This is a genomic window from Chryseotalea sanaruensis (assembly GCF_003990915.1).
GTDB lineage: Bacteria > Bacteroidota > Bacteroidia > Cytophagales > Cyclobacteriaceae > Chryseotalea > Chryseotalea sanaruensis.
Genome location: NZ_BHXQ01000004.1, coordinates 386097 through 400096, shown reverse-complemented (window position 1 = coordinate 400096; position 14000 = coordinate 386097). Strand labels below are relative to the sequence as shown.

Here is a 14000-nt window from a genome sequence, read left to right as displayed (position 1 = left end):
TTTTATATCCCTAAACCCAATTGATTTTGTCCCTTCTTTGATGTTTCAGCTTTTACCGGAGTTACCTCACCCGTGTTTAAATACAGCACAAAGCCCTCTACTTTAATAAAATTCATGCTGAATAAAATACGCATATACGTATGCACCTGTTCCTTATCCTCTTCTCTGGGTTCGCCTGTTTTGTAATCAATTACAATGGCCTGATCATCTTTTATCATGATACGATCAATGCGTACATCACGGCTATTTGGAATTAAAATAGGTGCTTCTGTTTTTACCTCCCAGCCTTCTTCAAACCAGGCTGCTATTTGTTGATTCTCTAATAATCTATAAAACTGATTTGAGATAGCAGCCTGTTCTACCCTATTTATTAAGCCACGCTGTAAAGCCTGATTAAAAACCTGTTCAGCTTCAGACTTATACTTAATCTGTGCGAATAAAGTATGCATCAACACGCCTTTCTTTCTGCTCGCTTCATCTATGAACTTATCTGTCTTAAAGGGTGATTCAGATGAAAGACGTAAAGAAAGTCGCTGACGCCAAGCACTTACCTCATAACTTTCCAGTGAGAGAATATGATCATCCTTAGGAGCAACACTTTCATAAGACTTTTCCAGAGTACCTTCAATCCAGAGCAAAGATCCTTCGTCCCAATACTTAGATAAAGTATCATCAACAGATAACGCTTTGAATAAAAGTGCAGCTACTGTTTTTTCTTTCGCACCCTTCGGTTCAGGAGCGAAAATAATCAGTGCTTTCTCGGCTCTTGTAAAAGCTACATACAGAAGATTCAAATTATCCAAATAAGATCTCGTCCGCTCCTCTCTGTAAGCATCTGCAAAAACAGTGTCCTCAAGTTTGGAAGCGTACTTTACTGGAACAACAATACTTTTATCATCAATTTCATAATGCGCCCATAAGGTTGGTGCCATCATGCTTTTGTGATCGATATCCCATGAGCAAAAAGGAATGAACACATATTTAAACTGCAAGCCTTTCGATTTATGTATAGTGTAGATTTGCATGGCATCCACATCACCGGAAACCTGAATGGATTTTTTCTCCTTATTGTCTTCCCACCATTCTAAAAAAGATCTTATGTCGTTTCGTTCCTGTGTATAAAATTCCAACACCAGGTTTTGAAAAGTATGCAGGTAAACCAGTTCACCTTTAAATCTGCCTAAATCAAAAATTTTGATGAGCATTTCAGTAACCTCGAACAAAGGCATTTTCTTCAGTCGTGTCATCTCTTTGGTAAAGGCGACAGGAAGCTTTTTCAGAAAGACTGATTTATCACCAATAGAGAATACGTTGTGAAGGTCAATGTTCTCTTGGTGTAACCTGGCATAATCGTAACTCAGTTGTGCCCTGGCAATACTATCCTCTGAATTAATCAGAAACTGTAAAGCACTTACCAATACCGATACCGTTGGCACAGCATCCAATCGCAGCGATTCGCTGGATATGACATCATAGCGATAGGTATTTTTATCAGTCGTATTTTTATAGTTCATCAAAAACTCAGCAACCTCTACTCCTTCTCTGTTATTTCTAACTAGTAAAGCCATGTCACGAAGCGGCACACTGAGATCTTGCAAATCTTCAATTTGTTTCACCAAAGCCATCAAGGCTTCCTGTTTCCAGGTAGTATCGTCCTCAGGTTTTCTGATGAACTGCGTCTTTACATATCCGACATCATTTTTTGATGTCAACTGGGCCACATCCCGATAGGTTTCTGACAATAGCGCTTCGCCCGTTTCTGCTTTGGCATATTCGGCTATGGCCTTAAAAAAATTATTATTGAAATTGACAATAATTGGAGCACTTCTATAGTTACTGGAAAGTTCTTTTACCTTTACGCGTTCAGATCCAATATGCTGTTCAACATCTTGTTGTAGTAACTGTAAGTCGCCTCCACGCCAACGGTAAATAGATTGCTTAACATCACCAACCACCATGGCCGGGTAACCTTGATCCAGACTATTAATAAGAAGAGGCTTGAAGTTACTCCACTGCATACGTGAAGTATCCTGAAACTCATCGATTAGATAGTTTTTGTAAAACGAACCCACTTTTTCGTAGATAAAGGGTGTGTCACTATCCTGAATAATGCCTTGCAAAAATTTGGGTGCATCAGCGAGCAACATCATGTTGTTCTCCTCCTTGTACTCACGCAGCTTTCGAGAGAGATCAGCGAGTAAACCAAAAGCATAAAAATTCGCTAACACAACTTCTGCGGACAAAGCCTCCCGATAATGCTTATCGCGAAAATCAAGTAAGGAATTTAGAATGGGTATAAGTGTACTTTCAGCTTTGTCAAAAATTGATTTTGCATATACTGAATCTTTTGAGGGCCAGTTTTTAGCGTCTTGGCAGTCTTTTCTAATTCTAGGACCAGCTGCCTTTTCATCGAACTCAGTAACACTATTAAACCTTTCAATTTTGATAAACCAGGCAAATACACCCGAGTTTCCATATTTGAAATCTGATTTATCCCAACCATTTTCTCGAATAATGGAAATAGCCTGATTGCTAAACTTATTAACCGTTGCGGTAAAGCTATGCGTTTTCTTTCTTAGCAAGGTCCGCAGATTTTTAAAAAAATCAGGCGCTGCCGTTGTGCGAAGTAACTCATCCTCAATCTCTCTGAACTCTTCCTTAAAAATTTCTCTGGCGAAATCCAACAGGTTGCTGCGAACATCCCAGGGTCTATCGTTTTCTAAATTATCTTTGGCAAATTCAATCAACCACTTCGTCAATTGTTCGTTGCTACCCAGTTCATCAATAAGTTTATTGATTACCTCTACCGTCACCTGCTCCTGGTCAATCTCCAACCTGTAGTCACCCGAAAGTCCTGCTTCGCGTGTAAAGGCTCGGATTACCTTTTGAAAAAAGGCATCAATGGTACTGATTGAAAACTGCGAGTAGTTATGGAGAATATCGGCACGCAATTCATTGGTTCGTTCTTTAAAAGTGAGCGGGTCAAGGTTTAACTCTTGCATTAATTCCAAAGCCAATGAATCATTTTTGCCAAGGGCATAGGCATTCAGATATTGCAAAATGCGGGTTTTCATTTCCTGCGTAGCCTTATTGGTAAAGGTTACCGCCAGTATATGTTTGTAATAATCGGCACGAAATCGCAACGCCAGACTTAAGTAAGCCTTAGCCAACGTGCGGGTTTTACCCGAACCAGCTGATGAGCGGTAAATCGTAAAGAGCTTGTCGCGCATGTAAAGGCAAGAAAAGTATTTTCAACGACAAATACTGACACAATTTGCTATTATAGCGCTTTGGATTCTGTTTAAAATCCATAAATTGATATAGTCTATGAGTTTTATTAATCGAACCCTATCTGCTTTCTTTTATTCTTTCCCCATACAGTTGTTGCTCAACAACTTAAAGCGTAATCATTTTTTACTTCTTTTCTGGATAATATTAGTTGCGATGATTACCGGAAACATCGGGCGTTACATGGGTATACCTTATTTATTTTTAGATCCAGAGTACCTTAACAAAGTAAACTTTACAAGTTTTTTTATTGTCGGCATTACCACCGCGGGTCTTACCACAGCTTTTCATATTACCTGCTATATTACGGATGGTCATCGCTTTTCTTTTATCGGTGCCTTACCAAAACCTTTCACTAAATTTTCACTGAATAATAGCCTACTTCCTGTCATCTTTCTGGTACTCTATTTATATGAGATGATCCGGTTTCAGCTGAATAATCAGTACTCCACACCTCATCAGGTATTCATTAACATTAGTGGTTTTATAGTAGGCTTTATTGTAATGACCTTACTTTTTGCCGTTTACTTCTGGTTCACCAATAAAGACATTTTTAAATATGTAGTCTGTCGCATTGATGAAAAGATAAAATCCAATGTGCAAGTGACCAGAGCCAGTGCACTTAAGAAACTTGACATCGCAAGAAAAAAGCAAGTGCGTGTTGATAATTATTTGGACTATGATGGTCGTTTTAAAAAGACAGATGATACTGCGTTTTATGATAAGGCAACTGTTCTTCAGGTTTTTGATCAAAATCATTTCAACCTCATTATTATCCAGCTTTTCATTTTTGTTTTTGTACTCATCTTAGGCATTTTTAAAGACTTCGCTGCCTTTCAGTTACCGGTAGGTGCAAGTTTTATGATATTACTTACTATACTGATGATGATAACCGGAGCCTTCTCTTATTGGTTTGGCGGCTGGTCACTTTCAGCAGGATTGGTCATTTTTCTTTTCATTAATGAACTAACTGGTGCTGGCTTTTTCAATAAAAAATACCAGGCATTTGGTTTGGATTACAAAAAAGAAGCTGCGCCATATAATATTGAGAACCTTCGATTATTAAACGACAGTACACACATAAAAGCTGATCAGCAGTTAACATTACAAGCCTTACAAAACTGGCGCAATAAGTTTCCGGCTGACAAAAAACCAAAAATGGTTTTTGTCTGTGTAAGCGGTGGTGGTAAGCGAGCAGCGCTCTGGTCACTAAATGCATTACAGACTGCCGACAGCTTAACCAACGGTGCTTTTTTTAATCACACCATGCTTATTACTGGTGCTTCGGGTGGGTTGATTGGTGCTAGTTATTTCAGAGAATTAAAATTAAGAGAGAAGCTTGAGGAAAAAATCAATCCTTACAATGCCATACACAGACAAAAAATTTCAACTGACAACCTAAACCCACTCATTTTTAGTTTGCTGGCCAATGATTTATTTGTAGGCTTTAACAAATTTGAATATGCAGGCATAGAGTATACAAGAGACAGGGCTTATACTTTTGAAGATCAGTTAAACCAGATTACAGAAAAGCTCATGGACAAACCAGTCAAAGCTTATCTTCCATATGAATTGAATGCCACAATCCCAATGCTCATTTTAACGCCAACCGTGGTAAATGATGGAAGAAAAATCTACATCAGCGCACTTCCTGTAGCTTATATGAACAGCGATTTACTGAACTATGACAATTATAATAACACTAAGATTAGTGGTGTTGATTTTATGACTTTGTTTAAAAATCAACAAGGTGATAGTTTGCGTTTCTTATCTGCACTAAGGATGAGTGCTACTTTCCCTTACATCACACCCACAACAACACTTCCTACAGAACCACCGATTGAAATGATGGACGCAGGTATATCTGACAATTTTGGATTGAGTGATGCTATGCGTTTTCTATATGCTTTTCATGGATGGATTGAAGAAAATACATCAGGTGTTGTAATTGTATCTATCAGAGATTCGCCTAAGGTTAGCAGCATAAAGGAAAAAGTTGGCCAAACTATTCTTGATAGTTTCTCGCAACCTATTAGTAGTGTTTATAATAACTTTGAAAATTTTCAGGATATCACGAGCGACAATCTTTTTGGTTATACCAAAACCTGGTTTAGGCAACCCATCGATCGTATTGATGTTGAGTATCAGGCAGAAACTTATGTAGATATATTAAATGAAATGGATAGTCTGCGGCAAACGAATGCCCGCGCCTCACTCAGCTGGCGACTAACTATGCGTGAAAAAATAGGACTAATAGAAAATATAAACACACGAAAGAATAAAGATGAGATATTGAAATTGAGGGAGTTGCTGAGGTAAGTTGGTTGTTGGTTGTTGGTTGTTGGTTGTTGGTTGTTGGAAAATATTTTTTTCAATTTAAATATGAAGCTAAAAACAAATTTTATACAAGACGTAAACAATAATCTTTCTTTTTTCTTATTTTCTAACAACGAACAGCCAGTTTCGATCATCCAGCTTCGAACTTCGAAACTCCTGCCTCGAACCTCTATCCCTTGTGCCTTTTCACGCCTCTCACTGCCTCGGCTGTCCAGGGATCTTCCGGCCAATGGTGCCTTGGGTAGCGCATTCTTAATTCTTTTCTTACTTCGTGATAGGTGTTCTGCCAAAAGCTTTTTAAATCCTGGGTGACCTGCACGGGTTTATAACCGGGAGAAAGTAGATGCAACATTATTTTACTTCTTCCTTCATTTACAGTAGGTGTTTCAAGTAAGCCGAACATTTCTTGTAGACGGACTTCCATCACTGGTGGGCGACCATCAGCAAAATATTGGAGTTTAATATCTGAGCCACTTGGAACTGATAGTTTAGCAGGCGCCAACTCACTTAAGCGGTTTGATAATTCCCACGGCAATATGCTTTGAAGCATCATCAGTAAATCAAGCTTTAGTAAATCTGATTTTTTGTAAATGTTATTTAAGTACGGAGTAAGCCATTCAGGTAATTTTTCTAACAAAGCTTGCTCTGATACGTTCGGCCACCCTTCTTTCTCTCTCCATTGTTGTAAACATAAAACCCGCGATTGCCATTGCTCATGGATTTCATCAAAACCCAAATATTTCAAACCCTTTGCCTGAATAGTTTCTATTAGAATTTGCTGGGTTTGTTCTGTTGAAGGTTTTGCTGCTGGTTTTTTATCGATGACAACATTACCAATTCGCCATGTTGTAAAGGCTGCCACCATTTCTCGTTCATCATCCCAAATAGCCACTTCTTGTTCCTTTGCCAATGGTTTCAGCGATTTTTCATCCACCGCTGCGGCTAAAAATATTTTACCTTCTTTCTGTCCTGCATCTACCTGAGCAGTACACAACCAGGCCTCGCGCATCAAAGGATCATTGGCAGGTAATTTTACCACGCGGCCGTTGGCCATCTTGTATCGCTCGCCATGTTTTTCTAACTGTTGAGCTAAGCGCTCCGGATAGGCAGACAACAATAACTCTCCTAAATGATGATTCAGATTATCTTCATTATACGCTTCTGCTTTTAAAGCCTTGCGCCATTGTGCTGATAGTTTTTCTATGCGTGTAATAATATTTCTATCAGCAAAATAGCGACCTCCTTTTCTGAATTTTTGAAGTGCTTCGACACGTAGAGCCACGTCTACACCTGATTCTTTTTGTAAAGGATCTCGTTCTTCCAATACAGCTGCCAGATCACAAACCAAAGAAAGCATCGCTTTATTCTTTGGAATGATTGTCAACATATGAGCAATGCGTGGGTGTGTTGGCAAGGACAACATTTGTTTGCCTTGTTGCGTAATTATATTGTTATCGATAGCTCCAAGCTGCTGCAATAATTCTTTAGCCTGACTCCATGCGCCAACAGGTGGAGAAGTGATCCATGTTAATTCATCAATCTCCTTAATGCCCCATTGCATCAACTCTAATGCAAGTGATGATAAATCTGCTTCAAGTATTTCAGGTTTACGCTGCGGTACCAGTGCCAGGTTTTCAGCCCACAGTCTGTAACATACACCCGGCCCCAAACGCCCGGCTCTTCCTCTTCGTTGATCTGCTGAATCTTTTGTTATACGTATAGTTTCCAATCGTGTTAAACCACTTCGGATATCAAAACGTGGCACGCGTGCATAACCACAATCAATCACCACCTTAACACCTTCGATAGTTAAAGAGGTTTCGGCTATCGAAGTTGACAACACAATTTTTCTGATGCTCTCACGATTTGGTAAGAGTGCTTCTTCTTGCTGCTTGTATGGCAAATCTGCATACAAAGTGTGCAGCCGAATATTTAAGTTTAATTGCTCTAAATCATCTGCAACACGCTGAATCTCTCCAGCCCCGGGAAGAAACACCAATACATCTCCTTCCTCTTCGTCAATTACTTTTCGAATGGCAGAAACTACGCGCTTATTTAACCACTCCTCTTCTTTTTGTACAAGGTATTGTGTTTTAATAGGAAACTGTTTTCCCTCGCTGGTCAGCACAGGCACTTCATTACCCAATACTTTTTTTAAACCTTCTGCATCCAGCGTTGCAGACATAATTAAAATTCGCAAATCGGGTCTTAACACATTTTGCACTTGCAAGCATAAAGCAAGTGCCAAGTCGGCTTGCAAACTACGTTCATGAAATTCATCAAATATTACTAGCCCAACACCTTCCAAAGCATTATCACTTTGAATCATCCGGGTTAAAATCCCTTCTGTTACTACTTCCAGTTTTGTTTGCTGACTTACTTTAGTATCGAAGCGAACGCGATAACCAATCTTCTCCCCCACGTCTTGTTGCTGCATAGAGGCCATACGCTGCGCCACTGATTTTGCAGCCAGTCTTCGTGGCTCAAGCATGATTATTTTTTGTGCTGCAAGCCAATCCTCATCTAATAACTCAATCGGTACAACGGTTGATTTACCCGCACCAGGAGGCGCTTGTAAGATCACAATCTTATCAGATTGTAGTTTTTCGCGCAAAGCAGGAATAATATCAGCAACCGGATAGTTCATGATTGCTGCGAAGAAACAACTACTTTAATTAAAAGAAAAAGAAGCCACACAAAATTCATTACAGTTTAGCGCTGTCATCCACTTTTCGTGTTTAAGTGAAGAAGCTATTCAAGTCTGGAAAGCGTTTTTTACCCCCGTATCAACCTCGTGCTTTCCCGTTACTTTTCAATAGCCCAATGAATCTGAGTGAGCTTCTTTTAACCCCTAGTTTTAATTGAGAAAATTCCAGCCGATTGAAATCAAAAACACCCTGCTTTTAGCCTCGTCTCCATTGGCAGCATTATTAATATCCTTCACACCAATGTTATAACGCGCATCGAGACTTAAACCAAAAGGAAAATCATAACCAGCACCTGCAGAAACCGCGAAATCATTTGATTCATATTGATCTTTGATATCTCGCTTGATAGTAGTGCCTAAAGCGTTTGTAGTACGTTCACCATCCAACAAGAAACCAAACTGCGGCCCTACCTGAAAATTAAGTCCCATCACAGGGTAAAACTTTACCATCAGAGGTATGGTTAGATAAGTGAAGTCTTCGTTTCCTGAGTAACCCGGTCCGGAGAAATCACCGCGCTGAGTATATAAAAGTAACTCAGGCTGAATGGCTACTTTATTAAATTTACTTCTTACAAAAATACCAGCATGGTAACCTGTCTTTGAATTATAGCTCGCTTCAGGATCATCAATTTTTATTTCACTTAAGTTTAGACCTCCCTTTAAACCAAAAGCAGCTTCCTGAGCAAAGGCAGAAGTTCCAATAAATACTAAGCCAACAATCGCAATCAAATTCAATTTTCTCATGTATAAGAATGTTTGGTTTAATATATATACGGCCATTTTTGAGGTTTAGTCTTCATTAACATGGAAATCATCGGTAAACCGCAAAATCAGGCTGTAAAATACAATGTCGTTTAGTTAAGCCTTTTTTATAGCCTCACCTCCAATCCTCTCCAGAGGAGAGGATGAATATGGAAGCTCAACTAAACGACATCGACCATAAAATACCCAAATAAGCCCCCTAACCATTGTTAGCTTAATCCTGACCTAATCCGTATTTTTGACCTTTAAAATTGATATTTCATGAGTACTGCAACCATTAATCCTCCAAAGGCCGACAAAAAACAAAGCATGGCAGGACATAGCGCCCCAGAACCCTACAAGCCTGTAAATAAAGTGCGTATTGTAACCGCTGCAAGTCTTTTTGATGGACACGATGCTGCTATTAACATCATGCGTAGGATTATTCAAACCACTGGAGTAGAGGTAATTCATTTGGGGCACGATCGCAGTGTAGAGGAAGTAGTGAACACTGCCATTCAGGAAGATGCACAAGCCATTGCGATGACCAGCTATCAGGGTGGACACAATGAGTACTTTAAATACATGTACGACTTGCTGAAAGAAAAAGGTGCGGGTCATATCAAAATATTTGGTGGTGGTGGTGGTGTAATTCTACCCGATGAAATTAAAGAGTTGATGGATTATGGCATCACACGCATCTACTCACCTGATGATGGACGATCGATGGGTTTGCAGGGTATGATTAATGATCTGGTGAAGCAAAGCGATTATCCAACCGGCAAAATAATTGACAAAGGAGAATTGACAGTTGACAATCATGTATTGATCGCTCAATATATTTCAGCAGCTGAGAACTACTTTGATGACCACAAAAAAGCATTCGAAGAAATTAATAAGAAAGCCGCTAACTCAAAAGCACCGGTACTCGGTATCACCGGAACAGGTGGGGCAGGTAAATCATCTATGGTAGATGAATTGGTGCGCAGGTTCTTAGTAGATTTTCAAGACCCCGAGAAAAACGGGGCAGGCAAAAAAATTGGCTTGATTTCTGTCGATCCTTCGAAACGTAAAACAGGTGGTGCCTTGTTGGGCGATCGTATTCGCATGAATGCCATTAACAATTCACGTGTGTACATGCGCTCATTGGCCACACGCCAGAGCAACCTCGCTTTATCAGCTTATGTAAAAGAGGCTATTCAAGTGCTGAAAGCTGCTGGCTTCGATCTTATTATTTTAGAAACATCAGGCATAGGACAAAGCGATACAGAGATTTTAGATCACAGCGATGTGTCGTTGTATGTAATGACACCAGAGTATGGTGCTGCCACACAGCTCGAAAAAATTGACATGCTCGATTTTGCCGATGTGATTGCCTTAAACAAATTTGACAAACGTGGTGCCTTAGATGCTTTGCGCGATGTAAAAAAACAATATCAACGCAACCACCAGCTATGGGATAAAAAGCCTGAAGACATGCCCGTATTCGGAACCATCGCTTCTCAGTTCAATGATCCGGGAACCAACCAACTTTATAAGCACATTATTGATAAAGTAGCTGAGAAAACTGGTGCTACGCTTACTTCTACTTTTGCTATCACACGCGAAATGTCGGAGAAGATTTTTGTAATCCCTCCGCACCGCACACGCTATCTTAGCGAAATTTCTGAAAACAATCGCAAGTACGATCAATGGGTGAATGAGCAGGCGGAAGTGGCCGAAAAATTATATGCCATCAACAAGACCCTGCACACGCTTTCCAACGTTGACGATGCCATTATCAAAGTTTTGCAAGCAGAGTTTGATCGTATCAAATTAAATCTCGATCCTAAAAACTGGAAGCTAATTGAAGAATGGCCTAACGTTATTAAAAAATATAAAGAGCCAGTATTCAAGTTTAAAGTGCGCGATAAAGAAATTGGCATTCAAACACATAGCGAATCATTATCGCATCAACAAATTCCTAAAATTGCTTTACCAAAATATTCAAGCTGGGGCGATTTACTAAAATGGACTTTACAGGAAAATGTTCCAGGTGAGTTTCCCTATACAGCAGGCATTTATCCATTCAAGCGCGAAGGCGAAGACCCTACCCGTATGTTTGCCGGTGAAGGCGGCCCCGAAAGAACCAATAGACGTTTCCATTATGTAAGTGCCTCGATGCCAGCCAAACGTTTGTCGACTGCTTTTGACTCTGTTACACTCTATGGCAACGACCCTGACTACAGACCAGATATTTATGGAAAGATTGGTAACTCAGGTGTAAGTATTTGTTGCTTAGATGATGCCAAAAAATTATACAGTGGCTTCAACTTAGCAGATCCAAAGACTTCAGTATCCATGACCATTAATGGTCCTGCTCCAATGTTACTAGGTTATTTCATGAATGCTGCTATTGATCAGCAATGTGAGATTTACATTAAACAGAATGGGTTAGAGAAAGAGGTAAAAGAAAAAATTGAAAATATCTATAAAGTAAAAGGAACAGAACGTCCGAGTTATCAGGGTGCCTTACCAAAAGGAAATGATGGTTTAGGATTAATGTTATTGGGAGTTACTGGCGATCAGGTGTTGCCTAAAGAAGTATACGAAAAAATAAAAGCAGAGACACTTACGCAAGTACGTGGCACAGTGCAGGCTGATATTTTAAAAGAAGACCAGGCGCAGAACACTTGTATATTCTCTACTGAATTTGCGCTACGCTTAATGGGAGATGTACAGCAGTATTTTATTGATAAGAATGTTCGTAATTTCTACTCTGTTTCTATTTCCGGTTACCACATTGCAGAAGCTGGTGCTAATCCGATTACACAATTAGCTTTCACACTGGCCAACGGCTTTACTTATGTAGAGTATTACTTAAGTCGTGGTATGGATATTAATGCTTTCGCACCAAACCTTTCTTTCTTCTTCAGCAATGGTATTGATCCTGAGTACGCAGTAATTGGTCGTGTAGCCAGGAGGTTATGGGCAAAAGCCATGAAGAATAAATATGGCGCTGATGCTCGCAGTCAGATGTTGAAATACCATATTCAAACTTCCGGTCGTTCATTACACGCGCAGGAGATTGACTTCAACGATATCCGCACAACTTTACAAGCGCTGTACGCGATTTACGACAATTGTAATTCGTTACACACCAATGCCTATGATGAGGCCATTACTACACCAACAGAAGAAAGTGTGCGCAGGGCCATGGCCATACAGCTTATTATTAATAAAGAATTAGGCTTAGCTAAAAATGAAAATCCTTTACAAGGTTCGTTCATCATTGAAGAGCTTACTGATCTTGTTGAAGAAGCCGTGTTAACTGAGTTTGATCGTATTACAGAGCGAGGTGGAGTATTAGGTGCAATGGAGACTATGTACCAACGTGGTAAAATTCAAGAGGAGAGTTTGTATTACGAGACACTTAAGCATACGGGTGAATTCCCTATAATTGGTGTAAATACTTTTCTGAGCAGTAAAGGTTCACCTACCACTATTCCGCAAGAAGTAATCCGTGCCACCACAGAAGAGAAGGAATATCAGATTAAGATGTTAAATATTCTGCATCAATTCCATGGGGAGAAAGCAAATATATTATTGAACGAAATCCAGGAATCAGCTGTACAGAACAAAAATATCTTTGAAGGATTGATGGAAGCTTGTAAAGTTTGCTCGCTTGGACAGATAACAAAAGCTTTGTTTGAAGTTGGGGGACAGTATAGGAGGAATATGTAGGGTTTTCTGAAAAACCCTACATATGTTTTGAAGGTATAAAGAGTGGTGTTTTTTAGGCTTGAATTAATCAAGTGCAAGGTAAAATGTCTAAAGCATTAAGCGAAGCAAGCTTATTTTAGTACAAGCCAATCGCTACTCACTGGGTTTACAACTCATTTTTCACCATACTTTAATGAGTTTAACTTGTATTGCAACAAATTCTCTAGGGTGAATTGTTTATTGTGTCTCATCTATAAATGGGGAATTACTAAACCAATTCCTTCAGAGTTCACCTGAAGATGAAAACCTCGCCATCGGGCTAATGGCTATTTAGTCCATACCCTAAATAAAAGGCTTTTCCCTTCAAGTTATTCGCTATGCATTTCATCAACAAAAAACCCTTTAGGTATACTAAAGGGTTTTTTGTTAAAAAGGAAGTTATTTATAACTTCTGAAAATAATAAATCCAGTCTCCACCATCAAAGTTAAGATTAATGGTAAGTGTGGTTGCATCATTGCATTCGTCAATTGTAAAAGTTCCTGAGGAATTCGTTAAATCGCTATCACAAGGTGCCTGATTGGGGAAGTACACTGTGCCTTCGGCAACATCAAATATCATATACGCATCACAACCACTATCATACAAATTATCGAACGTAAAACGCGTTGGATCCTCTGAATCCTGAAGTAGATGTATTACGTAAGGTCCATAATCACAACTACCTGTAGTAACACCCAAGCCACAATAAAACTCTGTTGCATTCCAGTCACCTTGAAAATACTCCAAATATGGGTCCTCGGTATCTTCGCAATTACTTGCGATTGTAACGATATGAATATTGTTTCCTGTTGAGCTCATTTGTACTCTAATTGTCTCATTTGGTTCAAATTTATTATCATCGAGGATTCTTAATTGAACACCCTCCGCAGTAACACCTATAAATTCATAATCCTCTCCTTCAACGGCAGTTCCACCAAGTTCAAATTCAACACCTTCCACAAAAGAAGGGTTGGCATTTCTAAATGCGATGGTCACTATGCCTGTGCCATCTGCCTCATAGTAAGAAGATCCAATTGCAGCAAAATCCGTTGAGTATCCCGCTGCTCCATCTTCATCATCACAACTACTCATAATGACAATTGGTAGTGCGAGCGTGAGTAGAAGTCTATTTAAAAGTTTATTTTTTTTCATTGTTGCATAAGTTAAAGGTTACTTTAATTTAAA

6 protein-coding genes are annotated in these 14000 nt (G+C 39.4%); 2 read left to right on the top strand and 4 right to left on the bottom strand.

Annotated elements, in window-relative coordinates; all coding sequences use genetic code 11:
* Positions 1 to 2: 2 nt before the first annotated feature.
* Complete coding sequence (locus SanaruYs_RS12435; protein ID WP_127122885.1) at positions 3 to 3230, bottom strand: UvrD-helicase domain-containing protein; 3228 nt, start codon at positions 3228 to 3230, stop codon at positions 3 to 5.
* A gap of 97 nt (positions 3231 to 3327) precedes the next feature.
* On the opposite strand from SanaruYs_RS12435, the gene SanaruYs_RS12430 reads away from it, so the two are divergent.
* Positions 3328 to 5607 (top strand): patatin-like phospholipase family protein, encoded by a 2280-nt coding sequence (locus tag SanaruYs_RS12430; protein ID WP_127122884.1) that lies wholly within the window; start codon positions 3328 to 3330, stop codon positions 5605 to 5607.
* 187 nt (positions 5608 to 5794) lie between these two features.
* Here SanaruYs_RS12430 and hrpB read toward each other — a convergent pair whose 3' ends face one another.
* Both hrpB and SanaruYs_RS12420 read right to left on the bottom strand, forming a co-directional pair.
* Entirely contained in the window at positions 5795 to 8272 is a 2478-nt protein-coding gene (gene hrpB, locus SanaruYs_RS12425) for an ATP-dependent helicase HrpB (protein ID WP_127122883.1), read from the bottom strand.
* Between the two features lie 210 nt (positions 8273 to 8482).
* On the bottom strand, positions 8483 to 9076 hold the full coding sequence (locus SanaruYs_RS12420) for a porin family protein (RefSeq protein WP_160118655.1): 594 nt from the start codon (positions 9074 to 9076) through the stop codon (positions 8483 to 8485).
* Between the two features lie 327 nt (positions 9077 to 9403).
* On the opposite strand from SanaruYs_RS12420, the gene SanaruYs_RS12415 reads away from it, so the two are divergent.
* Positions 9404 to 12796 carry a methylmalonyl-CoA mutase family protein gene (locus SanaruYs_RS12415; protein ID WP_127123045.1) on the top strand — a complete coding sequence of 1131 codons (3393 nt, stop codon included), beginning with the start codon at positions 9404 to 9406 and terminating at the stop codon, positions 12794 to 12796.
* A gap of 421 nt (positions 12797 to 13217) precedes the next feature.
* On the opposite strand, the gene SanaruYs_RS12410 is transcribed toward SanaruYs_RS12415, so the two are convergent.
* The gene (locus SanaruYs_RS12410; protein WP_127122881.1) at positions 13218 to 13967 is read right to left on the bottom strand and encodes a hypothetical protein; all 750 of its coding nucleotides are present in this window, start codon (positions 13965 to 13967) and stop codon (positions 13218 to 13220) included.
* Positions 13968 to 14000: the final 33 nt, after the last annotated feature.

Bases quoted from the DNA above. Each gene is read 5' to 3' on its own strand.
- SanaruYs_RS12435 (WP_127122885.1), bottom strand. From the start codon at position 3,230: ATGCGCGACAAGCTCTTTACGATTTACCGCTCATCAGCTGGTTCGGGT.
- SanaruYs_RS12430 (WP_127122884.1), top strand. From the start codon at position 3,328: ATGAGTTTTATTAATCGAACCCTATCTGCTTTCTTTTATTCTTTCCCC.
- hrpB (WP_127122883.1), bottom strand. From the start codon at position 8,272: ATGAACTATCCGGTTGCTGATATTATTCCTGCTTTGCGCGAAAAACTA.
- SanaruYs_RS12420 (WP_160118655.1), bottom strand. From the start codon at position 9,076: ATGAGAAAATTGAATTTGATTGCGATTGTTGGCTTAGTATTTATTGGA.
- SanaruYs_RS12415 (WP_127123045.1), top strand. From the start codon at position 9,404: ATGGCAGGACATAGCGCCCCAGAACCCTACAAGCCTGTAAATAAAGTG.
- SanaruYs_RS12410 (WP_127122881.1), bottom strand. From the start codon at position 13,967: ATGAAAAAAAATAAACTTTTAAATAGACTTCTACTCACGCTCGCACTA.